This is a genomic window from Roseococcus thiosulfatophilus, assembly GCF_017311575.1.
Classification (GTDB): domain Bacteria; phylum Pseudomonadota; class Alphaproteobacteria; order Acetobacterales; family Acetobacteraceae; genus Roseococcus; species Roseococcus thiosulfatophilus.
In genome coordinates this window covers 168,028-192,810 of sequence record NZ_JAFFQY010000063.1, presented here as the reverse complement: position 1 = coordinate 192,810, position 24,783 = coordinate 168,028, and the positions used below count along the sequence as shown (strand labels likewise).

Below are 24,783 nucleotides of genomic sequence, written 5' to 3'. Positions count from 1 at the left end.
CATGCCCAGCGCCGTGACCCTGCCCCAGATCGCCCCGCCCGCCCCCGAACCCGCGCAGGAGCCCGGCCGCTTCTTCAACCGCGAGCTGTCCTGGCTCGACTTCAACACCCGCGTGCTGGAGGAGGCGGCGAACCCCCAGCACCCGCTGCTGGAGCGGCTGCGCTTCGTGGCCATCTCGGGCTCCAACCTGGACGAATTCTATTCGGTGCGCGTGGCCGGGCTGGTGGGGCAGGAGCGCGAGAACGTCACCACCCTCTCGCCGGACGGGCTCTCGCCCACGCAGCAATTGCAGGCCATCCACCAGCGGGCGCTGAAGCTGATCGAGGGGCAGCAGACGGCCTGGACCACGCTGCACAAGCAGCTGCGCGCCGCCGGCGTGACGCTGCTGGACGCCGATGCGCTGGGCGAGCCGGACATCGCCTGGCTGGAGGCCTTCTTCCAGGACCGCGTCTTCCCCGTGCTGACGCCGCTGGCGGTGGACCCGGCACACCCCTTCCCCTTCATCTCCAACCTCGCGCTCTGCATGGTGCTGAAGCTGGTGCGCGAGGAGGATGGCGGAACCATGCGCGCGCTGATCCCGCTGCCGCCGCAGGTGGACCGCTTCATCCGCCTGCCCCCCGGCGAGGAGGGCATCCGCTTCGCCCTGCTGGAGGATGTGGTGGCGCTGAACCTGCACCACCTCTTCCCTGGCTTCATCGTGGCCGAGCGCGGGCTGTTCCGCCTGATCCGCGACACCGATGTGGAGTTCGAGGAGGAGGCCGAGGACCTCGTCCGCTCCTACGAGACGGCGCTGAAGCGGCGCCGCCGCGGCCGCGCCATCCGCCTGGCCGTGGATGCGCGCATGCCGTCCGACATGATCGAGTTCGTGGCGGAAGAGCTGGACGCCTCGCCCGACGGCATCTTCACGGTGAACGGCCTGCTCGGTGTGGCGGACCTTTCGCAGATGATCGTGGATGACCGGCCGGACCTGCTGTTCACGCCCTACACGCCCCGCTTCCCCGAGCGCATCCTGGATTTCGGCGGCGACTGCTTCGCGGCGATCCGCGCCAAGGACATCGTGGTCCACCACCCCTATGAGAGCTTCGACGTGGTGGTGCAGTTCCTGCGGCAGGCGGCGCGGGACCCCTCGGTGGTGTCCATCAAGCAGACGCTCTACCGCACCAGCCGCGACAGCCCCATCGCCCGCGCCCTGATCGAGGCCGCCGAGGCCGGCAAGTCCGTCACCGCCATGGTGGAGCTGAAGGCGCGTTTCGACGAGGAGCGCAACATCTCCATCGCGCGCGAACTGGAAGCGGCCGGCGTGCAGGTCGTCTTCGGCTTCGTGGAGCTGAAGACCCACGCGAAGGTCTCACTCGTGGTGCGGCGCGAGGGCGGCGGGCTTCGCAGCTACGCCCATTTCGGCACGGGCAACTACCACCCCATCACGGCGCGCATCTACACCGACCTCAGCTACTTCACGGCCGAGCCCACGCTGACGCGCGACGCCGCCAAGCTGTTCAACTACATGACCGGCTACGCCCGCCCCGAGGACATGGAAAAGCTGGCCTTCGCGCCGCTGACCATCCGCCCCACCCTCATGGGCCTGATCGAGCAGGAGGTCGCCTTCGCGCGCGAAGGCAAGCCGGCCACCATCTGGCTCAAGATGAACAGCCTGGTGGACCGGGACCTCATTGACGCGCTCTATCGCGCCTCGATGGCCGGGGTGCATGTGGAATGCGTGGTGCGTGGCATCTGTTGCCTGCGTCCGGGCGTTCCTGGCCTGTCGGACAACATCCGGGTGAAGTCCATCGTGGGCCGTTTTCTCGAGCACAGCCGCGTCTATGCCTTCGGCAACGGGCACCGCATGCCCTCGCGCCGCGCGCGGGTCTATATCTCCAGCGCCGACTGGATGGCGCGCAACATGGACTGGCGCGTCGAGACCATGGTGCCGGTCGAGAACGCCACCGTCCACGCCCAGGTGCTGGACCAGATCATGGTGGTGAACCTGCGCGACGCCGCGCAAAGCTGGGACCTGGAGCCCGACGGCACCTGGCGCCGCCGCGCGCCGGACCCGCGGCAATTCTCGGCGCACGAATACTTCATGACCAACCCCTCGCTCTCCGGCCGCGGCAGCGCGCTGTCACGGCCCGTGCGCTCGGCCACCTCCCGCCGCGCCCGCCAAGACCGATTGCATCAGGACTGACTGTATGGATTCGAACATCACCACCCGCATCCGCACCGGCGTGGTGGACCTGGGTTCCAACTCGGTGCGGCTGGTGGTCTATGAGGGGCTCGGCCGCAACCCGCATGTCATCTTCAACGAGAAGGCGGTGCTGGGGCTGGGCCGCGGTCTGCACACCACCGGCGAACTGAACGAGGCCGCCGCCAGCCAGGCCCTGACCGTGCTCGGCCGCTACCACGCCCTGGCGCGCGGCATGGGCGCCGAGCCGCTGGAGGTGATGGCCACCGCCGCCGTGCGCGACGCCAGCAACGGCGCGCAATTCCTGGAGGCGATGGCCCGCGTCATGCCCGGCGCGCGGCTCAACGTCCTGACCGGCGAGGAGGAGGCGCGGCTTTCGGCCGAGGGCCTGCTGCTGGGCGTGCCCATGGCCGATGGGGTGCTGGGCGACCTGGGCGGCGGTTCGCTCGAACTGGTGCGGCTTTCGCAGGGGCGCATCACCGACACGGCCTCCCTGCCCATCGGCACCATCCGCCTGGGCGAGCGGGCGGAGGGCGATGCGACCCGCGCCCGCGCCATCGCGGAGGCCGAATTGAAATCCGTGCCCTGGCTGGGCGCCACGCCGCTGAAGGATTTGTTCCTGGTGGGCGGCACCTTCCGGGCGCTGGCGCGCATCCACATCGTGCAGACGGGCTATCCCCTCAACATCGTCCACCACTACGCCATCCGGCGGGAGGAGGCGCGGGACCTCGCCGGCGTCATCATGAACGCCCCGCGCAAGTCACTGGAGCGGATGCCCGCCGCCCCCACCAAGCGCCTGGCCGACCTGCCCTTCGCCGCGGTGGTGATGCGCCGGCTGCTGCGCGCCTCGGGCGCCGCCCGCGTGGTGTTCTCGGCCAATGGGCTGCGCGAGGGCTGGTATGCCCAGCGCCTGCCCCCCCGCGAACGCGAGGAGGACCCCCTGCTGGCCGCCGCGCGGGAGATCGCGCAGCGCAATGGCCGCGACATGGGGCTGCCGCCCGCCCTGCTGCGCTGGCTGGAACCCCTGGCCGAGGAGGCCGAGGCCGACAGCGCCCTGCGGGCCGCCGCCTGCTGGATCAGCGACAGCGGCAGCCGCGACCACCCCGAATACCGCGCCGAACAGGCCTTCCTGCGCCTGCTGCGGCTGCACGGGGTGGGGCTGGACCACCACGCCCGCGCCTATCTCGCGCTGGTGGCGGCGCTGCGCTACGAGGCCGACCCGCTGGCGCCCTTCCTGGCCCCGGCGCGGCTGCTGCTCTCGGCCGCCACCACGCGGCGGGCCGAGACACTGGGGGCCGCGTTGCGGCTGGGCTTCACGCTCTCGGGCGGCGTGCCCTCGCTGCTGGAGGCCACGCGGCTGGAGCGGCGCGGCCAGCGGCTGGTGCTGCGCCTCGCGCAGGGCGCCGGCGTCTTCGCGGGGGAGAGCGTATTGCGCCGTCTGGACGCGCTGGCGGTGGCGCTGGGGCTGGAGGCGTCGCTGGAGGTGGAGTGACGCCTACCCCGCCCGGAACAAGGTCAACAGCGCCGACAGCGTGACCACCGACAGCACCGTCGAGATCAGCACCGCCGCCCCCGAGCCATCCGCGCCTGAGGCGTAGCGCCGGGCCATCAGGAAGGCGTTGGCGCCGGTGGGCAGGGCGGCGGTGACCACGGCGACCGAGGTTTCGAACCCGCTCACCCCCAGCAGGCGGCAAAAACCCCAGACCAGCAGCGGCAGGGCGGCCAGCTTCAGCACCACCATGGCCCCCGTCTGCGCCCAGAGCCCCGCGGCGGCGAAGCCCGTCAGGCTCGCGCCCAGGCAGAACAGCGCGAGTGGCGAGGTCGCAGCCCCCAGCATCTCGAGCGTGGTGCGCGCCGCCGCCGGCACGGGCAAGCCCAGGCTGCTCCAGAGCAAAGCCAGCAGCACCGCCATCACCACCGGGTTGCGCGCCACCCCCATAAGCGTGTTCCGCAGGAGGGCGAGCGGCCGCGCGCCGCTGTTCTGCGCGATTTCCGCCACCACTGTCGCCGTCCCGAGCAGCAGCATGGCGTGCAGCGCCAGGATGGTCAGGAGAACCGACAGACCCGCCTGGCCGAAGGCCGCGGCCACCAGCGGGATGCCCATCATCACCGTGTTGCCGAAGGTGACGTTCAACCCCAGCGTCCCCGCGGCGGCGAGGGGGATTCCCGCGCGCCGCGCACCCCAGAGGGTGGCGGCATAGAGCACGCCGCAGCCCAGGAAGAAGGCCAGCGCGGCCAAGCCACCCCCCTGGTGCCCCGCCGTGCCGGCGGCGAAGAGGAGCGCGGGCGCGGCCAGGCTGAAGGCGAAGGCATTCATGCCGGCAAAGCCCGCCTCATTGATCCAGCGGCGGCGGGCGGCCAGGTAGCCCATCAGGATGATGGAGAAGATGGGCGCCACCACCTCCAGCACCACCAGGGCCGCCTCATGCACCGAGCAGGGTCTCCATGAAGGCGACCATCCCCGGCAGCCGCGCGCGCTCGGTGCGGGCGGCGTGCAGGATGGCGCGCACGTCACTCACCGTGCGGTCGAAATCCTCATTGACCAGGATGTGGTCGAATTCGTGCCAGTGCGCCATCTCATGCCGCGCGGCCTCCATGCGGCGGGCGATCTCCTCCGGCGTGTCCTGGGCGCGGGCGTTCAGGCGCCGTTCCAGCTCGGCCAGCGAGGGCGGGAGCAGGAAGACCCCCACCACATCCTGCGGCAGCTTCGCACGGAGCTGGCGGTGGCCCTGCCACTCGATGTCGAACAGCACATCACGCCCCGCCGCCAGCGCCGCCTCGACCGGCGCGCGCGGCGTGCCATAGGCGCGGCCCAGGAAGCGGGCATGTTCCAGCAGCTCGCCGGCTTCGGCCATGGCGTCGAATTGCTCGGGACTGCGGAAGAAGTAGTGGACCCCCTCCTGCTCGCCGGGACGGGGGGCGCGGGTGGTGGCGCTGATGGAGAGTTCCAGCTCCGGTTCGGTCGCCAGCAGGGCGCGGGAGACGCTGGTCTTACCCGCGCCGGGGGCGGCCGCCAGCACGAGGCAAACGCCGCGCCGGCTGGGTTTGGGGGCTTCACTCGACATTCGCCGCCTGCTCCCGCAGCCGCTCGATGGCCGCCTTGAGGTCAAGACCCGTGCGCGTCAACGCGACACTGGCCGATTTGCTGCACAGGGTGTTGGCCTCGCGCACGAACTCCTGCACGAGGAAATCCAGCTTGCGGCCCGCCCCCTCGCCCGCCGCCACCAGGGCGCGGGCGGCGGCGATATGGGCGGCCAGGCGATCCAGTTCTTCCCGCACATCGGATTTCGTGGCGAGCAGCGCGACTTCCTGCGCCAGCCGCTCCTCCGGAATGCGGGCGCGGGCCTTGTCGTCGAGCAGGGCGGCGAGGCTTTCCAGCCAGCGGTCGCGCTGCTGGGCGGGCTGGGTCGCGGCTTCGGCGGCTGCGGCGGCGCAGAGGGCCTCGATCTCGTCCAGCAGCGCGGCGAGGATGGCGGCGAGCCGCGCGCCCTCCGCGCCGCGCGCGGCGACGAGGCCATCCAGCGCCCGCTCGAACCCCACGAGCAGGGCCGCCCGACGGCTGGATTCCGCGGCCTCGTCGGGTTCGGCGGTCTCGGTGCGCATGACGCCCGGCAGGGCGAGCAGCGCCTCGGCGCGCGGGGGCGGCGCGCCCAGGCGCTGGGCCAGTTCCTGTGCCAGCCGCACCGCCTGGTCGAGCGCCACGGGGTCGGGCGCGAGGGCGGGGCGCAGCTCGGCGCGCAGCGACAGCCCCACCTGCACGTTGCCCCGCTTCAACCGCCGCGCCGCCGCCTCGCGCAAGGCGGGCTCCAGCGCATCCAGGCCATTCGGCAGGCGCAGCCGCAGGTCGAGGCCGCGCCCATTCACGCTTTTCAGCTCCCAGGCATAGGCGGCGCCGTCCGGCAGGGTTCCGGCTTCCCGCGCGAAGCCCGTCATGCTTTGCAGGGATGTTGTCATGTCGCGGCTTGTCCCGCGCCGCGCCCCGGGAGTCCAGCGATGCCCTTCGACCATGTGCTGATCACCGGTGCTTCCTCCGGGCTGGGGGCGGCGCTGGCGCGCGCCGTCTCGCGGCCGGGTGCCACGCTGCACCTGGGCGCCCGCCGCGCCGACGTGCTGGAGGCCGTGGCGGAATCCTGCCGCGCCCTGGGCGCCGAGGTCCATACGCGCTGCGTGGATGTGCGCGACGGCGCGGCCATGGACGACTGGATCCTGGGGGCGGGGCGGCTTGACCTCGTCATCGCCAATGCGGGCGTCAGCGCCGGCACGGGTCACGCGACCGAGGCCGCGACCGCCGCGCGCGACATCTTCGAGACGAATATCCTGGGGGCCATGAACACCACCCTGCCCGCCCTGCAGGTGATGGCGGAGCAGGCGCCCGGCGCGGATGGCTGGCGCGGCCATGTGGCGGTGGTGGCCTCGCTGGCCGCCTTCGTGGCTGGCCCCTCGGCGCCCGCCTACAGCGCCAGCAAGGCCACGGTGCAGCGCTGGACCGAGGCGCGCGACGCCACCGAGCGCGCGCGGGGCATCCGGCTGCACGCGGTCTGCCCGGGCTTCGTCCGCACCGCGATGACCGAGCGCAACGCCTTTCCCATGCCCTGGCTCATGACGGCCGAGCAGGCGGCCGCCCGCACGCTGAAGGGGATTGAGCGGGGGAAGCTGCGAATCGTCTATCCGCGCCGCCTGTATCTCATCTCGCGGATCGTGGGCGCCTTGCCGCCGGGGCTCAGGAACCGGCTGATGTCGCTGGTGCCGCCGAAGGCGATCTGAGCCAGTCCAGCGCCCCCTGCCCCGCCGCCTGGCCGGTGGCGAAGCAGCCTTGCAGCAGGTAGCCGCCGGTGGGCGCCTCCCAATCCAGCATTTCGCCGGCGCAGAAGATGCCGGGGCGGTCGCGCAGCATGAGACGCGGGTCAAGCTGCTCCCAGCGCAGCCCGCCCGCCGTCGAGATCGCGCGGGCCAGGCCCATGGGCGCCTCCAACCTGACGGGCAGCGCCTTCAACAGGCCCGCGACGTCCTCGCGCGGGGCGCCGGCGCGCAACGCCTCCTGCACCAGCCCGGCGGCGACGGGAGCGAGCCCCGCGCGGCGTAGCCGGTTGGCCAGGGATTGCGCGCCGCCGCCCAGCCGGGCGCGCAGCGCGGCGAGGTCAAGGTCAGGCCGGAGGTCGAGCATGACGGTGACGGGCACCGCCCCGCGCAGGGCGGCCGCCGCGGCGTAGATGATCCCGCCCTCGATGCCGCGCGCGGAGATCATGGCCTCGCCGCGCCAGGATTGATCGCCGAGCCGCAGCACCACGCGCTTCAGCGGCGCGCCGGCGAAGCGCGTGGCGAAGGGGACGGACCAGCCGACATGGAAGCCCATGTTGGCGGGCTCCAGCGGCGCGACGGCCTCTTCGGGGAAAGCCTGGGCCCAGGCGCCGTCGCTGCCGAGTTGCGGCCAGGAGGCGCCGCCACATGCCAGGATGGCGGCATCGGGCGTGACCCCGCCCTGGTCGAAGCGCAGTGTGCGGCCCGGGCCGAAACCCTGCCAGCGCCAGCCGGCGCGGAAGGTGACGCCCAGCGCCTCCAGCCGCCGCAGCCAAGCCCGCAGCAGCGGCGAGGCCTTCATCGCCACCGGGAAGACGCGGCCGGAACTGCCGGTGAAGACGGGCTGGCCCAGCGCCTCGCACCAAGCAATGAGCGCCTGGGGAGGGAAGGCTTCGATGAAGGGCCGCATCGGTGCCGGGTAGCGAGCGAGGAAGCGGTCCAGCGGCTCGCTGTGGGTCAGGTTCAGCCCGCCCCGGCCGGCCAGCAGGAATTTGCGCCCCGGCCGGGCCATGGCGTCATGGACGGTGACACGCGCGCCGCCCTGCGCCAGCACCTCCGCGGCCGCGAGGCCCGCGGGGCCGGCGCCCACCACGGCGACGGAGGGAGAGGAGGTCATCAGGCGGGGCACATGAAAAAGGCGAGGGATGACCCCTCGCCCCTTTCGTTCCAGGCTGCGGGAGTGGCTTTACGCCGCCTCCTGCGCCTCTTCCTTCTCGGCCACGGGGCCGCTGTCCTGGCCCTTGGCGGCGGGGTCGCGATCCACCAGCTCGATCACGGCCATGGGGGCGGCGTCACCATAGCGGAAGCCGGCCTTCAGCACGCGGGTGTAGCCACCCTGGCGCGCCTTGTAACGCTCCGCGATGGTAGTGAAGAGCTTGTCCACCACCTTCTCATCCATGATCACCGCATAGGCCTGGCGGCGGGCGTGCAGGTCGCCGCGCTTGCCCAGCGTGATGATGCGCTCCACGTAGGGGCGCAGCTCCTTCGCCTTGGGCAGCGTGGTCTTGATCTGCTCGTGCTTGATCAGGCTCGTCGCCATGTTGCGGAACATGGCGGCGCGGTGCGTCGAGGTGACGCCCAGCTTCCGATTGGCCATACCGTGACGCATCACACCACTCCATCAGCGCCCATCGGGGCGAACAGTTCGTATCACACCAGCGGCCCAGCCGGGCCACCACTTATTGACTATCCGGCTACAGGGTGGCCGGCGCCGCCCAACTGCCCTCCCCGCCCACGCACCGGTGGCGCGGCGGAAGCCCAGCGCGCGAAGCGCGCGCCGGCGTCTAAGGCAATCAGAACGGCTCTTCGACCTTCTTCGCCAGATCCTCGACGTTCTCGGGCGGCCAGCCGGTGATGGGCATGCCGAGCGCGAGGCCCATCGAGGCCAGCACTTCCTTGATTTCGTTCAGCGACTTGCGGCCGAAGTTCGGCGTGCGGAGCATTTCCTGCTCGGTCTTCTGAACGAGATCACCGATGTAGACGATGTTGTCGTTCTTCAGGCAGTTCGCGCTGCGGACCGACAGTTCCAGCTCATCCACCTTGCGGAGCAGGTTGCGGTTGAAGGGCAGGTCGTCATGCACCTCCTCGCGCGCCTTCTCGCGGGGCTCCTCGAAGGTGACGAAGAGGGCCAGCTGGTCCTGCAGGATGCGGGCGGCGAGGGCCACCGCATCCTCGGGCACCAGCGTGCCATTCGTCTCCACCGAGATCACCAGGCGGTCATAGTCGGTCACCTGGCCCACGCGGGTGGGCTCCACCCGGTAGGACACCTTGCGGACCGGCGAGTAGATGGCATCCACCGGGATCATCCCGATGGGCGCATCCTCGGCGCGGTTCATGGCGGCGGGGACATAGCCGCGGCCGGTGCCGACCATCAGCTCCATGGAGAGCTTGGCGCCATCGTCCAGCGTGCAGATGACCAGTTCCGGGTTCGCGATCTCGATGTCACCCGTCGTCTGGATCTGGCCCGCAGTGACCTCGCCAGGACCCGTCGCCGTGAGCATCAGGCGCCTGGTGCCCTCGCCCTGGTAGCGGATGGCGAGCTGCTTGAGATTGAGGATGATGTCCGTCACATCCTCGCGCGCGCCGGTGAGGCTGCTGAATTCATGCAGCACACCGTCGATCTTCACGCCCGTGACGGCCGCCCCCTGCAGCGAGGACAGCAGCACGCGGCGCAGCGCGTTGCCGAGCGTCATGCCGAAGCCGCGCTCCAGCGGCTCCGCCACCAGGGTGGCCTGGCGGAGATCGGCAGAGCCGGACTCGACGAGGAGCTTTTCCGGCTTGATCAGCGATTGCCAGTTGCGTTCGAGCAAAGGGGCAGGCTCCTTGGCGTCAGACCCGCCGACGCTTGCGCGGGCGGCAGCCATTGTGCGGGATGGGCGTCACGTCGCGGATGGCGGTGACGTGGAAGCCCACGGATTGCAGGGCGCGCAGCGCCGACTCGCGGCCCGAGCCAGGGCCCGACACCTCGACCTCGACGGTCTCCATGCCGTGCTCGCGCGCCTTCATGCCGGCATCCTCGGCGGCCATCTGGGCGGCGTAGGGCGTGCTCTTGCGGCTGCCCTTGAAGCCCTTGGACCCGGAGGAGGACCACGCGATGGCGTTGCCCTGCGCGTCCGTGATGGTCACGATGGTGTTGTTGAAGGTGGCAAGCACATGCGCCACGCCGGAGCTGATGTTCTTGCGCTCCTTCTTGCGGGGGCGCGAGCTGGGCTGACGAGCCATCTTACTTGGTCACCTTCTTCTTGCCGGCCACGGGCACGGCCTTGCCCTTGCGGGTGCGGGCATTGGTGTGCGTGCGCTGGCCGCGCACCGGCAGGCCACGGCGGTGCCGCAGGCCGCGATAGCAGGCCATGTCCATGAGGCGCTTGATGTTCATGGCGTTCTCGCGGCGGAGGTCACCCTCCACGCGGAAGTCGCGGTCGATCACCTCGCGCAGCTTCATGATCTCGTCATCGGTGAGCTGGTTCACGCGGCGCTCATCCGGAATGCCGACGGTCGCGCAGATCTGCTTCGCGTTCTGCGGGCCGATGCCATAAATGTAGCGCAGCGAGATCACCACGCGCTTGTTCGGGGGAATGTTCACGCCAGCGATGCGCGCCACGTTGCAGCTCCTGCAGCCCCGTCGGGGACCGTCCCTTGATGCGCCCGCCCCGTGGGAGATGACCCAAGGGAGAGCAATTCCTTCGTCCACAAATGCCGAGCGCGGCCGAAGGCTGCCGAACACGACACGCCCCGCCCGCAAGAGCGGAGGCAATAGAGCGAGCCCTGTGCGCCGTCAAGCGCCCGGGGCGAGAATCTTCGACAGCGCCGCCGTCACATCGGCCATCTCGGCCATGCCGTCCACGCTGCTCAGCTTGCCCTGCGCCGCGTAGTAGGGCAGCAGCGGGGCGGTTTGCTTGTGATAGGCGGCGAGCCTGGCGCCCACCGTCTCCGCGCGGTCGTCCGCGCGGCGCGTGAATTCCGTACCGCCACAGACGTCGCAGACGCCGGCCACCTTCGGCTGCTTGAAGCTGTCGTGGTAGCCTTCGCCGCAGGAGGCACAGGTGAACCGACCGGAGATGCGCTCGACAAGCGCAGCGTCATCCACCCGCAGCTCGATCACATGGTCGAGCGTCAGGCCATTCTCCCGCAGCACCTCGTCCAGCGCACCGGCCTGGGGCACGGTGCGCGGGAAGCCGTCCAGGATGAACCCCTTCTGGGCGTCCGGACGCTGCACCCGGGCCACGATCATGGCCGTGATGAGCTTGTCGGGCACCAGTTCGCCGCGCTCCATGATCTCCTTGGCCTGGCGGCCGATCTCGGAGCCCGCCTTCACCTCGGCACGCAGCATGTCACCCGTCGAGATCTGGACGACGCCGAAGCGTTCCTCCAGCCGCTTGGCCTGGGTGCCCTTGCCGGCCCCAGGGGGGCCCAGGAGAATCAGGTTCATCACGTCCTCCTCACCGCGGCCTCGGGCCGCGTCCGCCCAGCCGGGCCTTCTTGATCAGGCCCTCATATTGATGGGCGAAGAGATGAGATTGAACCTGCGCGACCGTGTCCATCGTCACCGTCACGATGATGAGCAGCGAGGTGCCACCAAAGTAGAAAGGCACGCCATAATTTGAGATCAGTATCTCGGGGATCAGGCAGACAATGACCAGGTAGATGGCGCCCACCACCGTCAACCGCGTCAGCGTGCGATCCAGATAGTCGGCCGTGTGCTGGCCTGGCCGGATACCGGGCACGAAGCCACCATATTTTTTCAGGTTGTCGGCCGTCTCGGTCGGGTTGAACACCACCGCGGTATAGAAGAAGGCAAAGAACACGATCAGCGCCATGTAGAGGCCCATATACATGGGCTGCCCATGGGCCAGCAGGTTCGTGATCCAGTTCAGCCAGCCCTCGGCCCCGGGCTCGGCGCTGAAGCCGGCCACGGTGGCGGGCAGCAGCAGCAGCGAAGAGGCGAAGATGGGCGGGATGACGCCCGCGGTGTTCAGCTTCAGGGGCAAGTGGGTCGCCTCGCCACCGAACATGCGGTTGCCCACCTGGCGCTTCGGATACTGCACCGGGATGCGCCGCTGGGCGCGCTCCACATAGACCACGCCGAAGATGACCGCGAGCGCCGCCAGCAGGAAGAAGATGATGAAGAAGGTGGAGAGTGCACCCGTCCGCCCCAGTTCCAGCGTGGAGATCAACGCCGAGGGGAGGTTGGCCACGATACCGGCGAAGATGATGAGGCTGATGCCATTGCCCACGCCCCGGGCCGTGATCTGCTCACCCAGCCACATCAGGAACATGGTCCCGCCCGTGAGGGTGATGACGCAGGAGATGCGGAAGAACATCCCGGGATCGGCCACCGCCGGGCCGGATGCGCCCCGCATGGCCTCCAGCCCCACCGAGATCCCGTAGGCCTGGATGATGGCGATGAAAAGCGTCAGGTAGCGCGTGTACTGGTTGAGCTTCTTTCGCCCCGCCTCGCCTTCCTTCTTGAGCTGCTCCCAGGAAGGAATGGCCGCCGTCATCAGCTGCACGATGATCGAGGCGGAAATATAGGGCATGATGTTCAGGGCGAACACGGTCATGCGCCCCAGCGCACCGCCCGAGAACATGTCGAACATGCCCAGGATGCCACCGCCATGCTGGCGCAGCATCTCGCCCATGACGGCCGCGTCCACACCCGGCACCGGCACATAGGTGCCGATTCGGTAGACGATCAGCGCGCCCAGCGTGAACCAGATGCGTTTCTTGAGTTCCGTCGCCTTGGCCAGCACACCGAAGTTGAGGCTGGAGGCAAGCTGATCGGTGGCCGAAGCCATGCGTGACATCCCCCGCTGGTCAGACCGGACGCCGGGCGCACATGGCCCGGGCGTCCGCCCATATCAATCGCGCCGCCCCCGCGCGGATCACGCGTGGCGCCGCGCCGCCGATCACTCGGCCGCGGCAGCTTCGGGGAGAATCACCTTGCCGCCCGCCGCTTCCATGGCGGCCAGCGCCGTGGCCGAGGCGCCGGAGACGCTGATCTCGACCGCACGGGTGATCTCGCCGCGACCCAGCAGGCGCACGCCCGCATACTTGCCGCTGCGCGCCACAATGCCGGCTTCGCGCAGCATGTCCTCGGTGATCACGCCCGAACCAGGCAGCTTGCCGGCCTCGATCGCCGCGTCCAGCACGCCGATGTTCAAGGGCGCATAATCCTTGCGGAAGATGTTCTTGAAGCCGCGCTTGGGCATACGCCGGTAGATCGGGAGCTGACCGCCCTCGAACCCGTTCAGCGACACGCCCGTACGCGCCTTCTGGCCCTTCACGCCGCGGCCGCCGGTCTTGCCCTTGCCGGACCCGATCCCGCGCCCGATGCGCTTGAACTTGGGCCGCGCGCCCTCGTTGTCGCGCAATTCGTTGAGCTTCATGACACTCTCCAATGACCGGCCGGGTGGGCCTCCGCGCCCTCGCGCCCCGGCCGCCGTTCGGATGATATACCCTGGGGAGGGCTGACCGTGGTCAGCCTTCCACCTTCACCAGATGCGCGACCTTGCGGATCATGCCGCGCACCGCGGGCGTGTCCTCCAGCTCGCGCGAGCGGTTGATCTTGTTCAGGCCGAGACCCTTCAGCGTGTCCTGCTGGCCGGGCTTGCGCCCATTGCCGGACGCGACCTGGGTCACGCGCACCGTCTTCTTCGCATCAGACATTGGCCGCCTCCTGGACCTCGGCGCCATCCTTGCGGGGGCCCAGCAGGTCCGACACCTTCTTGCCGCGGCGCGTCGCCACGCTGCGCGGGCTGGTCGCCCGGGTCAGCGCCGCGAAGGTCGCCTTCACCATGTTGTGCGGGTTCGTCGTGCCGGTGCACTTCGCCACCACGTCGCCCATGCCCAGCGTCTCGAAGACGGCGCGCATGGGGCCACCCGCGATGATGCCCGTGCCGGCCGGGGCCGCGCGCAGGATCACGCGGCCGGCGCCGAACTCGCCGATCACGTCATGGTGCAGGGTGCGGCCCTCGCGCATCGGCACGCGGACCATGCCGCGCTTCGCACGCTCGGTCGCCTTGCGGATGGCCTCGGGCACCTCGCGCGCCTTGCCGGAACCCCAGCCCACACGGCCCTTCTGGTCACCCACGACCACCAGGGCGGCGAAGCTGAAGCGACGACCGCCCTTCACCACCTTGGCGACGCGGTTGATGGTGACCAGCTTCTCCTGCAGCTCGTCGCCCTGCTCGCGCTCGGGCTGGTTGCGGTTCTGGTCGCGGTCGCGGCCACGGCCGCGCCCCCGGTTCTCGCCTTCGCCGCCGCTTCGCGGTTCACGTGCCATATGCTCTCTCCCCGCGCGTCAGAAGGACAGACCGCCCTCACGGGCGGCGTCCGCCAGCGCTTTCACGCGGCCATGATACAGATAAGGGCCGCGGTCGAAGACCACGGCGGAAACGCCGGCCGCGAGCGCACGCTCGGCCACCAGCTTGCCGACCGTCACCGCCGCGTCCTTGTCCGCGCCGGTCTTGAGGCTGTCGCGCAGCGTCTTCTCGAGCGAGGAGGCGGCCGCAACCGTGCGGCCCGCCGCGTCGTCGATCACCTGCGCGTAAATGTGCCGGCCGGAGCGGAAGACGGACAGGCGCGCACGCCCGCCGCCCTTGACCTTGAGCTGGTAGCGGAGCCGCGCGCGGCGCCGTTCCTGCAGAGCAAGCTTCTTGGGCATTACTTCTTCTTCCCCTCCTTCCGGAGGATGGTCTCGTTGTCGTACTTGATGCCCTTGCCCTTGTAGGGCTCGGGACCACGATAGCCGCGGATTTCCGCCGCCACCTGGCCGACCTTCTGCTTGTCGATCCCTTCCACCTTCACGGCGGTCGGACGCTCGCAAGTGATCTTGATGCCGGCCGGGGCGGGATAGCGGATTTCGTGGCTGTAGCCCAGGTTCAGCACCAGGTCATTGCCCTGCATCGCGGCCTTGTAGCCGGTGCCGGTGATCTCCATGGACTTGGTGTAGCCCACGGACACGCCCTTCACCATGCCCTCGACCAAGCTGCGCGTCGTGCCCCAGAGGGTGCGCGCGCGCCGGTCCTCGCCGCGGGGGGAGACGGCCACCTGATCGGGGCCGATCTCCACATCCACGAACTCGGTCAGCTCGAGCGAGAGTTCGCCCAGCTTGCCCTTGGCCTTCAGCGTCCGGCCGGCCAGCGTCACCTGGACGCCGGCGGGAACGGGAACGGGATATTTACCAACGCGAGACATGCCGCACCCCCATCAGAACACGCGGCAGAGGACTTCGCCGCCGACATTGGCGGCGCGGGCCTCGGTGTCGCTCATCACGCCGCGGGGCGTGGACAGGATCTGGATGCCGAGGCCGTTGTAGAACTTCGGCAGCTCCTTGATCTTCGAATAGACGCGCCGGCCGGGCTTCGAGACGCGGCTGATCTCCTTGATGGCGGGCTCGCCCTCAGAATACTTCAGCTCGATCTCGATCTGGCGGATGCCGGGGCGCAGCTCTTCCACGCGCCAGGCGCGGATATAGCCTTCGCGCTTCAGCACGTCGAGCACATCGGTCTTCAGCCGGCTGGCCGGCGCCAGGCACTTGGTCTGGCGCGCGCCATGCGCGTTGCGAATGCGGGTGAGCAGGTCGCCCAACGGGTCGGACATGGACATGGGCCGCTCCTTACCAGCTGGCCTTGACCACACCGGGGAGCTGGCCCTTGTTGGCCAGATCCCGCAGCTGGTTGCGGCAGAGCTTGAACTTCCGATAATTGCCGCGCGGACGCCCGGTCACCTCGCAGCGCAGGCGGATGCGCACCTTGGCCGCGTTGCGCGGCATCTGCGCGAGGCGCAGCGTCGCGTCGAAGCGGTCCTCGATGGGCGCGTCACGGTCCATCACGATAGCCTTCAGGGCGGCGCGCTTCTTGGCGTGCTGCCCCGCGAGCTTCTCGCGGCGCTTGTTCTTCTCGACGGAAGAGGTCTTGGCCATAGGGTCTGTGGTCCTTTGGAACCTGCGGGCTTTCGCCCGCGGTTTTCCCGGTTGATCAGTTGGTGAAGGGGAGGTCGAAAGCCTTCAGCAGAGCTTTGGCTTCCTTGTCCGTCTTCGCCGTCGTGACGAACACGATGTCCATGCCGCGCACCGCGTCCACCTTGTCGTAGTTGATTTCGGGGAACACGATCTGCTCCTTCAGGCCCAGGGCATAATTGCCGCGGCCGTCGAAGCCCTTGTTGCCCGGCAGCCCGCGGAAGTCACGCACGCGCGGCAGCGCGATGGTGACCAGGCGGTCCAGGAACTCGTACATGCGGGCCTTGCGCAGCGTGACCTTGCAGCCGATCGCCTGGCCTTCGCGGATCTTGAAGCCCGCGATCGCCTTCTTCGCATGGGTGCGAACCGGCTTCTGGCCCGAGATCAGCGTGAGGTCGGCCACCGCCGCGTCCAGCTTCTTCTGGTCCGCCGCGGCCTCGCCCACGCCCATGTTGATCACGATCTTCTCGAGCTTGGGCACCTGCATCGGGTTCTCGTAGGAGAACTCCTTCTGCATGGCCGGGCGCACGACATCGGCATAAAGCTTCTGCAGCCGCGCCATCTCGGGCGGAATCGCGACCGCGGGCCCGGGGGCCGCCGGCACCATGTCGCCACGGCGCGAGGAGCCCTCGGCCGCATCGGGCTTCTTGCCCTGGGCCGGCGCCTTGCCGCCCGCCTTGTTCTTCGTCCCGCTCATGCGTCGAGCACCTCACCAGAGCCCTTGGCGACGCGCACCTTCTTCCCATCCTCCAGGATGCGAAAGCCGACGCGCGTGGGCTTGTCCGTCTTCGGGTCAATCAGCGCCAGGTTGGAGAGCTGGATCGGCGCCTCCTTGGAGACGATGCCGCCAGTCTCACCCACCCGGGTCTGCTTGGTATGCTTCTTCACCAGGTTCACGCCCTGCACCAGCGCGCGGCCCTCGGTCGGCGTCACGCGCAGCACTTCGCCGCGCTTGCCCTTGTCGCGCCCGGTCAGCACCTGCACCCGGTCGCCCTTCTTGATCTTCGCGGCCATGGTTACAACACCTCCGGCGCCAGCGAGATGATCTTCATGAACTTGCGCGCACGCAGTTCACGCACCACCGGCCCAAAGATGCGCGTGCCGATCGGCTCGCCCGCCTTGTTGATCAGCACGGCCGCGTTGCGGTCGAAGCGGATCGCGGAGCCATCGGGGCGGCGCACCGGGTAGGCCGTGCGCACGATGACCGCGCGCTCGACAGAACCCTTCTTCACCTTGCCGCGGGGAATGGCTTCCTGCACGGCGACCACGATGATGTCGCCCACCGAGGCGGTGCGGCGCTTGGAGCCGCCCAGCACCTTGATGCACTGCACCCGACGCGCGCCCGAGTTGTCGGCGACGTCCAGGTTGCTCTCGACGGAGATCATGCCTGCGCTCCCTCAGCCACGGCTTCGCCGTTGCGGGCCACGACCGTCCAGCTCTTGCGCTTGGACAGCGGAGGGCATTCCTGGATGGACACCAGGTCGCCTTCCTTGCACAGGTTTTCCTCGTCATGCGCCGCATACTTCTTCGAGCGGCGGATGAACTTCTTGTAGAGCGGATGCATCACGCGACGCTCGACCAAGACGGTGATCGTCTTGTCCATCTTGTCGCTGACGACCCGGCCCGTGAGGACTCGCTTCGGCATTGCCGTGGTCTCCTCTTAAGCCTTGTTGGAGGAAGCCGCGCGCGAACGCTCGGCCATGATGGTCTTCACGCGCGCGATGTCGCGGCGGACGGCCTTGATGCGGCCCAGCGCCTCGAGCTGGCCAGTGGCCCGCTGGAAGCGCAGGTTGAACTGCTCCTTGCGGAGGTCCAGCAGCATCCCGTTCAGCTCGTCGCCGGACTTCGCGCGGATATCCACGATCTTCGTCATCGCCCTCAGGCCTCCGCCGCCGCGCCGAGGCGCGTCACCATCTTGGTCCGGATGGGCAGCTTCGCCGCGCCGAGGTCGAGCGCTTCGCGCGCCACCTCGGCGGGCACGCCGTCGATCTCGAACATGATGCGGCCGGGCTTCACCCGGGCCACCCAGTATTCGGGCGCGCCCTTGCCCGAGCCCATGCGGACTTCCGCGGGCTTGGTCGAGACGGGCACGTCCGGGAAGATGCGGATCCACACGCGGCCCTGGCGCTTCATGGCACGCGTGATCGCGCGGCGGGCCGCTTCGATCTGGCGGGCCGTCACACGCTCGGGCTCCAGCGCCTTCAGGCCGTAGCCGCCGAAGGTCAGGGTGAAGCCGCCCTTGGCATCGCCCTTGATCCGGCCCTTGTGGGCCTTCCGGAATTTGGTTCGCTTAGGCTGCAGCATTGCTCACAATCCTTACCGCTGCGGCGCTTGTTCTTGCGCCCGGCGGTCCTGCGCCATCGGGTCATGGGCCATGATCTCGCCCTTGAAGATCCAGACCTTCACACCGCAGGTGCCATAGGTCGTCTTCGCGGTCGCGATCCCGTAGTCGATGTCCGCGCGCAGCGTGTGCAGGGGCACGCGGCCCTCGCGGTACCACTCCATGCGCGCGATCTCGGCGCCGCCCAGACGGCCGGAGCAGTTGATCCGGATGCCCAGCGCGCCCAGGCGCATGGCGGATTGCACGGCGCGCTTCATGGCGCGGCGGAAGGCCACGCGACGCTCGAGCTGCTGCGCGATGCTCTCGGCCACCAGGGTGGCGTCCAGCTCGGGCTTGCGGATCTCGAGGATGTTCAGCGACACCTCGGCGCCGGCACGCACGCTCAGTTCCTTGCGGAGCTGATCGATGTCCGCGCCCTTCTTGCCGATGACCACGCCAGGCCGCGCGGCATGGATGGTCACGCGCGGCTTCTTCGCCGGGCGCTCCACCACCACCTTCGACACGCCGGCGGACTTCAGGCGGTCCTTCAGCGTCTCGCGCAGCTTGATGTCGTCATGCAGCAGGCGCGCATAGTCGCGGCCGGCGAACCAGCGGCTGTCCCAGGTGCGGTTGATACCGAGCCGGAGGCCGATCGGATTGACTTTATGACCCATATTACGCGGCCTCCGCTTCGCTCTTCGCCTTCGTGACCTGCTGCTCCGCCACCACGATCTTGAGGTGGCTGAACCACTTCTCGATGCGGGAGGACTTGCCGCGGCCACGGGCGTGGAAGCGCTTCATGACGATGGCCCGACCCACCTCGGCGTGGCTCACGACCAGGCGGTCCACGTCGAGCTGGTGGTTGTTCTCGGCATTGGCGATGGCGCTCTCGAGCGTCTTCTTCACCGTCTGCGCGATGCGGCGCTTGCTGAAGGTCAGCGTCGCGACGGCGTCCTGCGCCTTCGCGCCACGGATCATCGCGGCCACTTCGTTCAGCTTGCGCGGGCTCACGCGGATGTTCCGCGTGACCGCCTGCGCCTCGGAATCCGTGAGACCACGGGGATGTTGGGGCTTGCTCATCGGCTCAGTTCCGCTTCGCCTTCTTGTCGGCCGAGTGGCCGCCGAAGGTCCGCGTCGGCGAGAATTCGCCGAGCTTGTGCCCCACCATGTTCTCCGTCACCTGCACCGGCAGGAACTTCCGGCCATTGTAGACCCCAAAGGTGAGGCCCACGAATTGCGGCAGGATCGTGCTGCGGCGCGACCAGGTCTTGATGACCTCGTTGCGCGTCGAAGCACGGGCCGCATCGGCCTTCGCCAGGAGGTACCCGTCCACGAACGGGCCTTTCCAAACGCTGCGCGGCATCGGTTCAGCCCTTCGTCGCGTTGCGGCGGCGCACGATATTGCGATCCGTCCGCTTGTTGTTGCGGGTCTTGGCACCCTTGGTGGGCTTGCCCCAGGGCGTGACCGGATGACGGCCGCCCGAGGTGCGGCCCTCGCCACCACCATGCGGGTGGTCGACCGGGTTCATGGTCACACCGCGGTTGTGCGGCTTGCGGCCCAGCCAGCGCGAACGGCCGGCCTTGCCCAGGTGCTGGTTGCTATTGTCCGGGTTGGACACGGCGCCGATGCTCGCGATGCACTCGCTGCGCACGGTCCGCACTTCGCCCGACATCAGCTTGATCTGCGCCAGGCCCGCATCCTTGCCCACGAGCTGGGCGAAGGTGCCGGCGGAACGCGCGATCTTGGCACCGGCGCCCGGCTTGATCTCGATGTTGTGGATCACGGTGCCCACGGGGATCGAGGCCAGCGGCATGGCGTTGCCCGGCTTGATGTCCGCGCGCTCGGCCGCGATCACGGCGTCGCCCACCTTCAGGCGCTGCGGCGCGATGATGTAGGCGAGCTCGCCATCCTCATACTTCAGCAGCGCGATGAAGGCCGTGCGGTTCGGATCATACTCGATCCGCTCCACCACCGCGGGCACGCCGAACTTGGCGCGGCGCTTGAAGTCCACCACGCGGTAGGACTGCTTGTGTCCGCCGCCCCGGAACCGGACGGTGATGTGGCCGTGGTTGTTGCGGCCGCCGGAATGCGACTTGCCCTCGGTCAAGCCCTTCACGGGCTTGCCCTTCCACAGGCTGCTGCGGTCGATCAGGACCGTGCCGCGAAGGCTCGGCGTGACCGGGTTGAAGTTCTTCAGCGCCATGGCGTTACGAAAGCCCCGTCGTGAGGTCGATGCTCTGGCCTTCGGCCAGGCGCACCACCGCCTTCTTCCAGTCCGAGCGCTGGCCAGGACGGCCCTTGAAGCGCTTGGTCTTGCCCTTCATCACGAGGGTGTTCACCGCCACCACGCTGACACCGAACAGGCCTTCGACGGCCTGCTTGATCTCGGGCTTGGAGGCATCGATCGCCACGCGGAAGACGTACTGGCCCTGCTCGCTCAGCCCCGTCGCCTTCTCGGTGACGAGAGGAGAGAGGATGGCCTGGTACATCCGCTCGCCCGAAATCTTGGGCGCAGCCTTGGGCTTGCTGATGGACGCGCTCATGCCAGCCGCTCCTTCAGGGCTTCGACGCCGGCGCGGGTGACCACGAGCACGTCGTGCTTCAGGATGTCGTACACATTCGCGCCCGCCGTCGGCAGCGCGTCCATGCCCGGAATGTTGCGCAGCGTGCGCGCGAAGATCTCGTCCACCTGCGCGTCCACCACCAGGGCCGAGCTCCAGCCCAGCGCCTTCACGCGCTTGGCCATGACGCTCGTCTTGGCATCGGCCTCGCCCGTCGCGGCGTCGAGGACGACGAGCTTGCCGTCCTTCGCCTTCTGGCTCAGCGCCGAGATGAGGCCCAGGCGCCGCACCTTCTTGTTCAGCGAATAGCCATGGTCACGGACCACCGGCCCGTGCACCACGCCACCCGTGCGGAACTGCGGCGCGCGCAGCGAGCCCTGGCGGGCGCTGCCCGTGCCCTTCTGGCGGTAGGGCTTCTTGGTGGTCCCGGAGACCTCGCCCATGCCCTTCGCCTTGTGCGTGCCGGCCCGGCGCTTCGCGAGCTGCCAGTGCACGACGCGCGCCATGATGTCCGCGCGGGGCGCGGCGCCGAACAGCTCTTCCGGCAGCTCGGTGGAGCCGGCCGGCGCGTTGTCCAGCGTGATGACGTTGACCTGCATTGTCCTCGATCCTCAGACCGTCGCCGCGGGGAAAGGCGCGTCGGCGGGGCGCGCGCGCTTCACCGCGTCGCGCACCATGACGTAGCTGCCAGCGGAACCAGGCACCGCGCCCTTCACCAGCAGCAGGCCCCGCTCCAGGTCATGCCCGGCGATCTCGAGGTTCTGGGTGGTGATGCGCTCGACACCGAGATGGCCGGCCATCTTCTTGTTCTTGAAGGTCTTGCCCGGATCCTGGCGGTTGCCGGTGGAGCCGTGCGAGCGGTGGCTGATGGACACGCCGTGCGAGGCCTCGAGGCCCGCGAAGTTCCAGCGCTTCATCGCGCCCGCGAACCCCTTGCCCTTCGAGGTGCCCGTCACGTCCACCTTCTGGCCGGGCACGAAATGCGCGGCGGACAGCACGGTGCCGGCGGGCAGCATCGCCTCGGGCGCCACGCGGAATTCGACGACCTTCATCGGCGCCTCGACGCCCGCCTTGGCGAAATGGCCGCGGTTGGGCTTCGACACGTTCTTGGGCTTGGCAGTGCCGAGGCCGACCTGCACGGCGGTGTAGCCGTCCGTCTCCTCGGTCCGCTGCGCCACGACGCGCACGGCATCCACATGCAGCACCGTCACCGGCGTGCTCGATCCGTCTTCGTTGAACAGACGGGTCATGCCGAGCTTGCGCGCGAGCAGACCAGTCCGGGTCTGGGTGGCCATGACCGGATCCTCAGATCTTGATCTCGACGTCCACGCCGGAGGCGAGGTCGAGCTTCATCAGCGCGTCCACGGTCTGCGGAGTGGGGTCGACGATGTCGAGAAGGCGACGATGCGTGCGGATTTCGAACTGCTCGCGGCTCTTCTTGTCCACGTGGGGCGAGCGGTTCACCGTGAAACGCTCGATCTGCGTCGGCAGCGGGATCGGACCCCGCACGCGCGCGCCCGTCCGCTTCGCGGTGTTCACGATCTCCCGCGTGCTGCCATCCAGCACGCGGTGATCGAACGCCTTGAGGCGGATGCGGATGTTCTGGCTGTCCATGGAAGTGACGCCTGCCTTACTTCGAAATGCTGGCGACGACGCCCGCACCCACGGTGCGGCCACCCTCGCGGATCGCGAAACGAAGCCCCTCATCCATCGCGATCGGCGCGATCAGCTCCACGTCCATCGAGACGTTGTCGCCGGGCATCACCATCTCGACGCCCTCGGGCAGCTGCACCACGCCCGTCACGTCCGTCGTGCGGAAGTAGAACTGCGGACGATAGTTCGTGAAGAACGGCGTGTGGCGGCCGCCCTCCTCCTTCGTCAGGATGTACGCCTCCGCCTTGAACTTCGAGTGCGGCTTGATCGAACCGGGCGCCGCCAGAACCTGCCCGCGCTCCACATCCTCGCGCTTCGTGCCGCGCAGCAGCGCGCCGATGTTGTCGCCCGCCTGGCCCTGGTCCAGCAGCTTGCGGAACATCTCAACGCCCGTGACGACCGTCTTCACCGTGTCCTTCAGGCCCACGATCTCGACTTCCTCACCGACCTTGATCACGCCACGCTCCACGCGGCCCGTCACCACCGTGCCGCGACCCGAGATCGAGAACACGTCCTCGACCGGCATCAGGAACGGACGGTCAATCGCGCGCTCCGGCTGCGGAATGTAGCTGTCCACCGCCGCCATCAGCTCCAGCACCGCCTGCTCGCCGATCTCAGGCTGCTTGTCCTCCAGCGCGCACAGCGCAGAGCCCTTGATGATGGGGATGTCGTCGCCAGGGAACTGGTAGGAGGACAGCAGCTCGCGCACCTCCATCTCCACCAGCTCGACCAGGTCGGGGTCCGCCATGTCCATCTTGTTCAGGAACACCACCAGCGCGGGAACGCCCACCTGGCGCGCCAGCAGGATGTGCTCGCGCGTCTGCGGCATCGGGCCATCCGCCGCCGACACCACCAGGATCGCGCCGTCCATCTGCGCGGCACCCGTGATCATGTTCTTCACGTAGTCCGCGTGGCCAGGGCAGTCCACATGCGCGTAGTGGCGGTTCTGCGTCTCGTATTCCACATGCGCCGTCGAGATCGTGATCCCGCGCGCACGCTCCTCAGGCGCCTTGTCGATCTGGTCGTACGCCGTGAACGTCGCACCACCCGTCTTCGCCAGCGTCTTCGTGATAGCCGCCGTCAACGACGTCTTGCCATGGTCCACATGGCCGATCGTCCCAATGTTGCAGTGCGGCTTGTTCCGCTCAAACTTCGCCTTGGCCATCGTCGTGCATCCAATCCGAAAGGGGTCTCAAGGGCGCCTTTGGCGCCAATTACCAGCGGTAGTGGCTGAAGGCCTTGTTGGCCTCGGCCATGCGGTGCGTGTCTTCGCGCTTCTTCACGGCGGTGCCGCGGTTGTTCACCGCATCCATCAGCTCGCCGAAAAGGCGCTCTTCCATCGTGCTCTCGCCCCGCTTGCGCGCGGCGTCGATCAGCCAACGGATGGCCAGCGCCTGGCGCCGCTCGGGACGGACCTCGACGGGCACCTGGTAGGTGGCGCCGCCGACGCGGCGCGAACGCACCTCGACAGCCGGCTTCACATTGTCCAGCGCCTCGTGGAACAGCCGCAGCGGGTCGCTGTTGGGGCCGCCCTTGCGCTTCAGCGTGTCCATGGCGGCATACACGATGCCCTCGGCCACGCTCTTCTTGCCGTCATACATCAGCACGTTCATGAAACGGCTGAGGACGACATCGCCGAACTTCGGGTCCGGCAGGACTTCGCGCTTCTCTGCGCTGTGACGACGCGACATCTCTCAGACCCTCACTTCGGCCGCTTGGCGCCGTAGAGCGAACGCCGCTTGCGCCGCTTCGGCAGGCCCTGCGTATCCAGAACACCGCGCAGGATGTGGTAGCGCACGCCCGGAAGGTCCTTCACGCGCCCGCCACGGATCAGCACCACCGAGTGCTCCTGCAGGTTGTGGCCTTCACCGGGGATGTAGCTCACCACCTCGAAACCATTGGTCAGGCGCACCTTCGCGACCTTACGAAGCGCCGAGTTCGGCTTCTTCGGCGTGGTCGTGTAGACGCGCGTGCAGACGCCGCGCTTCTGCGGGCAACCCTGCAGGGCCGGAACCTTGTTCTGGCTCCTCCGCGGCTCGCGCCCCTGCGCGATGAGCTGGTTGATCGTCGGCATGACGCCCCTTCGTAACCTTAATCGTTTCCCAGGTCGCGCACCAAACGACACGCGGCCCGGCGGGCGCGCTTGCGCTCCGACCGGGCCACCGCGTCAACTCCGGGCCTAGGCCCTCCGAAAAGGGCGGCGTCCGAAGCAAGGCGTTTGAACCAACACACCCAAAGGAAGCCGAAACCACCCTCAAGCAAGGCGGGTGTGATACGCACCCACCCCGGCGGAGTCAAGTGAACCCCGCCGGT

The 24,783-nt window shown here is 68.8% G+C and carries 37 protein-coding genes; 3 read left to right on the top strand and 34 right to left on the bottom strand.

Features of this window, described 5'->3' with window-relative positions; all coding sequences use genetic code 11:
• Nucleotide 1: 1 nt before the first annotated feature.
• Together JTN19_RS19015 and JTN19_RS19010 are read left to right on the top strand one after the other, a co-directional pair.
• Entirely contained in the window at nt 2–2,182 is a 2,181-nt protein-coding gene (locus JTN19_RS19015) for an RNA degradosome polyphosphate kinase (protein ID WP_242531284.1), read from the top strand.
• 4 nt (nt 2,183–2,186) lie between these two features.
• On the top strand, nt 2,187–3,671 hold the full coding sequence (locus tag JTN19_RS19010) for a Ppx/GppA phosphatase family protein (RefSeq protein ID WP_206935862.1): 1,485 nt from the start codon (nt 2,187–2,189) through the stop codon (nt 3,669–3,671).
• Between the two features lie 3 nt (nt 3,672–3,674).
• Here the strand turns inward: JTN19_RS19010 and JTN19_RS19005 are convergent, their stop codons facing one another.
• Genes JTN19_RS19005 through JTN19_RS18995 form a run of 3 tightly spaced genes read right to left on the bottom strand, consistent with a single transcriptional unit; the run spans nt 3,675 to nt 6,133 of the window.
• Nucleotides 3,675–4,610, bottom strand: coding sequence for an AEC family transporter (locus JTN19_RS19005; protein ID WP_340643372.1), 936 nt, complete (start codon nt 4,608–4,610; stop codon nt 3,675–3,677).
• Nucleotides 4,603–5,244, bottom strand: a complete 642-nt coding sequence (gmk, locus tag JTN19_RS19000; RefSeq protein ID WP_206935860.1) for a guanylate kinase — start codon at nt 5,242–5,244, stop codon at nt 4,603–4,605. The genes JTN19_RS19005 and gmk overlap by 8 nt, the downstream gene beginning before the upstream one ends.
• Entirely contained in the window at nt 5,234–6,133 is a 900-nt protein-coding gene (locus tag JTN19_RS18995; RefSeq protein WP_206935858.1) for a YicC/YloC family endoribonuclease, read from the bottom strand. Before JTN19_RS18995 ends, gmk begins: the two co-directional genes overlap by 11 nt.
• Nucleotides 6,134–6,172: 39 nt before the next feature.
• Between JTN19_RS18995 and JTN19_RS18990 the strand changes: the two genes are divergently transcribed.
• Nucleotides 6,173–6,943 (top strand): SDR family NAD(P)-dependent oxidoreductase, encoded by a 771-nt coding sequence (locus JTN19_RS18990; protein ID WP_206935855.1) that lies wholly within the window; start codon nt 6,173–6,175, stop codon nt 6,941–6,943.
• Here the strand turns inward: JTN19_RS18990 and JTN19_RS18985 are convergent.
• From JTN19_RS18985 to rpsL, 31 genes are all read right to left on the bottom strand, one after another.
• Complete coding sequence (locus JTN19_RS18985; protein ID WP_206935852.1) at nt 6,900–8,093, bottom strand: TIGR03862 family flavoprotein; 1,194 nt, start codon at nt 8,091–8,093, stop codon at nt 6,900–6,902. The two genes, JTN19_RS18990 and JTN19_RS18985, sit on opposite strands and share 44 nt — an antisense overlap.
• Nucleotides 8,094–8,162: 69 nt before the next feature.
• Nucleotides 8,163–8,585: a 50S ribosomal protein L17 gene (rplQ, locus tag JTN19_RS18980; RefSeq protein ID WP_206935850.1), complete on the bottom strand. Its 423-nt coding sequence runs from the start codon at nt 8,583–8,585 to the stop codon at nt 8,163–8,165.
• A 184-nt stretch (nt 8,586–8,769) separates the two neighbouring features.
• Complete coding sequence (locus JTN19_RS18975; protein WP_206935847.1) at nt 8,770–9,840, bottom strand: DNA-directed RNA polymerase subunit alpha; 1,071 nt, start codon at nt 9,838–9,840, stop codon at nt 8,770–8,772.
• Complete coding sequence (rpsK, locus tag JTN19_RS18970) at nt 9,806–10,198, bottom strand: 30S ribosomal protein S11 (RefSeq protein WP_184385343.1); 393 nt, start codon at nt 10,196–10,198, stop codon at nt 9,806–9,808. The genes JTN19_RS18975 and rpsK overlap by 35 nt, the downstream gene beginning before the upstream one ends.
• Before the next feature lies 1 nt (nt 10,199).
• Nucleotides 10,200–10,577: a 30S ribosomal protein S13 gene (gene rpsM, locus JTN19_RS18965; protein WP_206935845.1), complete on the bottom strand. Its 378-nt coding sequence runs from the start codon at nt 10,575–10,577 to the stop codon at nt 10,200–10,202.
• Between the two features lie 174 nt (nt 10,578–10,751).
• The gene (locus JTN19_RS18960; protein ID WP_206935844.1) at nt 10,752–11,405 is read right to left on the bottom strand and encodes an adenylate kinase; all 654 of its coding nucleotides are present in this window, start codon (nt 11,403–11,405) and stop codon (nt 10,752–10,754) included.
• Between the two features lie 10 nt (nt 11,406–11,415).
• Nucleotides 11,416–12,771, bottom strand: a complete 1,356-nt coding sequence (secY, locus tag JTN19_RS18955) for a preprotein translocase subunit SecY (RefSeq protein WP_184385337.1) — start codon at nt 12,769–12,771, stop codon at nt 11,416–11,418.
• Between the two features lie 111 nt (nt 12,772–12,882).
• The gene (gene rplO / locus JTN19_RS18950) at nt 12,883–13,362 is read right to left on the bottom strand and encodes a 50S ribosomal protein L15 (protein WP_206935842.1); all 480 of its coding nucleotides are present in this window, start codon (nt 13,360–13,362) and stop codon (nt 12,883–12,885) included.
• 91 nt (nt 13,363–13,453) lie between these two features.
• Nucleotides 13,454–13,642 (bottom strand): 50S ribosomal protein L30, encoded by a 189-nt coding sequence (rpmD, locus tag JTN19_RS18945; protein ID WP_184385333.1) that lies wholly within the window; start codon nt 13,640–13,642, stop codon nt 13,454–13,456.
• Nucleotides 13,635–14,258, bottom strand: coding sequence for a 30S ribosomal protein S5 (gene rpsE, locus JTN19_RS18940; RefSeq protein WP_206935840.1), 624 nt, complete (start codon nt 14,256–14,258; stop codon nt 13,635–13,637). Before rpsE ends, rpmD begins: the two co-directional genes overlap by 8 nt.
• A gap of 18 nt (nt 14,259–14,276) precedes the next feature.
• Nucleotides 14,277–14,639 (bottom strand): 50S ribosomal protein L18, encoded by a 363-nt coding sequence (rplR, locus tag JTN19_RS18935; RefSeq protein ID WP_184385330.1) that lies wholly within the window; start codon nt 14,637–14,639, stop codon nt 14,277–14,279.
• The gene (gene rplF, locus JTN19_RS18930) at nt 14,639–15,172 is read right to left on the bottom strand and encodes a 50S ribosomal protein L6 (protein ID WP_206935838.1); all 534 of its coding nucleotides are present in this window, start codon (nt 15,170–15,172) and stop codon (nt 14,639–14,641) included. The genes rplR and rplF overlap by 1 nt, the downstream gene beginning before the upstream one ends.
• A gap of 12 nt (nt 15,173–15,184) precedes the next feature.
• Entirely contained in the window at nt 15,185–15,583 is a 399-nt protein-coding gene (gene rpsH / locus JTN19_RS18925; protein WP_206935836.1) for a 30S ribosomal protein S8, read from the bottom strand.
• A 10-nt stretch (nt 15,584–15,593) separates the two neighbouring features.
• Nucleotides 15,594–15,899, bottom strand: a complete 306-nt coding sequence (rpsN, locus tag JTN19_RS18920) for a 30S ribosomal protein S14 (RefSeq protein ID WP_206935834.1) — start codon at nt 15,897–15,899, stop codon at nt 15,594–15,596.
• Nucleotides 15,900–15,954: 55 nt separating this feature from the next.
• Nucleotides 15,955–16,497: a 50S ribosomal protein L5 gene (rplE, locus tag JTN19_RS18915; protein ID WP_206935933.1), complete on the bottom strand. Its 543-nt coding sequence runs from the start codon at nt 16,495–16,497 to the stop codon at nt 15,955–15,957.
• A 131-nt stretch (nt 16,498–16,628) separates the two neighbouring features.
• The gene (rplX, locus tag JTN19_RS18910; RefSeq protein WP_191083933.1) at nt 16,629–16,949 is read right to left on the bottom strand and encodes a 50S ribosomal protein L24; all 321 of its coding nucleotides are present in this window, start codon (nt 16,947–16,949) and stop codon (nt 16,629–16,631) included.
• A 2-nt stretch (nt 16,950–16,951) separates the two neighbouring features.
• On the bottom strand, nt 16,952–17,320 hold the full coding sequence (gene rplN / locus JTN19_RS18905; RefSeq protein WP_184385320.1) for a 50S ribosomal protein L14: 369 nt from the start codon (nt 17,318–17,320) through the stop codon (nt 16,952–16,954).
• A complete protein-coding gene (gene rpsQ / locus JTN19_RS18900; RefSeq protein WP_184385317.1) occupies nt 17,317–17,580 on the bottom strand; it encodes a 30S ribosomal protein S17 in 264 nt (87 codons plus the stop codon). The genes rplN and rpsQ overlap by 4 nt, the downstream gene beginning before the upstream one ends.
• Before the next feature lie 15 nt (nt 17,581–17,595).
• On the bottom strand, nt 17,596–17,808 hold the full coding sequence (gene rpmC, locus JTN19_RS18895; RefSeq protein WP_184385315.1) for a 50S ribosomal protein L29: 213 nt from the start codon (nt 17,806–17,808) through the stop codon (nt 17,596–17,598).
• Nucleotides 17,809–17,813: 5 nt separating this feature from the next.
• Nucleotides 17,814–18,239 (bottom strand): 50S ribosomal protein L16, encoded by a 426-nt coding sequence (gene rplP, locus JTN19_RS18890; RefSeq protein WP_206935832.1) that lies wholly within the window; start codon nt 18,237–18,239, stop codon nt 17,814–17,816.
• A 12-nt stretch (nt 18,240–18,251) separates the two neighbouring features.
• Nucleotides 18,252–18,929, bottom strand: coding sequence for a 30S ribosomal protein S3 (gene rpsC / locus JTN19_RS18885; RefSeq protein ID WP_206935829.1), 678 nt, complete (start codon nt 18,927–18,929; stop codon nt 18,252–18,254).
• A 1-nt stretch (nt 18,930) separates the two neighbouring features.
• Complete coding sequence (rplV, locus tag JTN19_RS18880; protein ID WP_206935827.1) at nt 18,931–19,335, bottom strand: 50S ribosomal protein L22; 405 nt, start codon at nt 19,333–19,335, stop codon at nt 18,931–18,933.
• Nucleotides 19,336–19,339: 4 nt separating this feature from the next.
• Entirely contained in the window at nt 19,340–19,618 is a 279-nt protein-coding gene (rpsS, locus tag JTN19_RS18875) for a 30S ribosomal protein S19 (protein ID WP_184385307.1), read from the bottom strand.
• A gap of 4 nt (nt 19,619–19,622) precedes the next feature.
• Complete coding sequence (rplB, locus tag JTN19_RS18870) at nt 19,623–20,459, bottom strand: 50S ribosomal protein L2 (RefSeq protein ID WP_184385305.1); 837 nt, start codon at nt 20,457–20,459, stop codon at nt 19,623–19,625.
• A 4-nt stretch (nt 20,460–20,463) separates the two neighbouring features.
• Entirely contained in the window at nt 20,464–20,760 is a 297-nt protein-coding gene (locus JTN19_RS18865; RefSeq protein WP_206935930.1) for a 50S ribosomal protein L23, read from the bottom strand.
• A 35-nt stretch (nt 20,761–20,795) separates the two neighbouring features.
• Nucleotides 20,796–21,416 (bottom strand): 50S ribosomal protein L4, encoded by a 621-nt coding sequence (gene rplD / locus JTN19_RS18860; RefSeq protein WP_206935825.1) that lies wholly within the window; start codon nt 21,414–21,416, stop codon nt 20,796–20,798.
• 12 nt (nt 21,417–21,428) lie between these two features.
• Complete coding sequence (gene rplC, locus JTN19_RS18855) at nt 21,429–22,112, bottom strand: 50S ribosomal protein L3 (protein ID WP_191083929.1); 684 nt, start codon at nt 22,110–22,112, stop codon at nt 21,429–21,431.
• Between the two features lie 10 nt (nt 22,113–22,122).
• Nucleotides 22,123–22,431 carry a 30S ribosomal protein S10 gene (gene rpsJ, locus JTN19_RS18850; RefSeq protein ID WP_027285682.1) on the bottom strand — a complete coding sequence of 103 codons (309 nt, stop codon included), beginning with the start codon at nt 22,429–22,431 and terminating at the stop codon, nt 22,123–22,125.
• A 16-nt stretch (nt 22,432–22,447) separates the two neighbouring features.
• The gene (tuf, locus tag JTN19_RS18845; protein ID WP_206935809.1) at nt 22,448–23,635 is read right to left on the bottom strand and encodes an elongation factor Tu; all 1,188 of its coding nucleotides are present in this window, start codon (nt 23,633–23,635) and stop codon (nt 22,448–22,450) included.
• 49 nt (nt 23,636–23,684) lie between these two features.
• The gene (gene rpsG / locus JTN19_RS18840) at nt 23,685–24,161 is read right to left on the bottom strand and encodes a 30S ribosomal protein S7 (RefSeq protein WP_206935824.1); all 477 of its coding nucleotides are present in this window, start codon (nt 24,159–24,161) and stop codon (nt 23,685–23,687) included.
• 11 nt (nt 24,162–24,172) lie between these two features.
• Nucleotides 24,173–24,544 (bottom strand): 30S ribosomal protein S12, encoded by a 372-nt coding sequence (rpsL, locus tag JTN19_RS18835; protein ID WP_184385297.1) that lies wholly within the window; start codon nt 24,542–24,544, stop codon nt 24,173–24,175.
• Between the last annotated feature and the right edge of the window lie 239 nt (nt 24,545–24,783).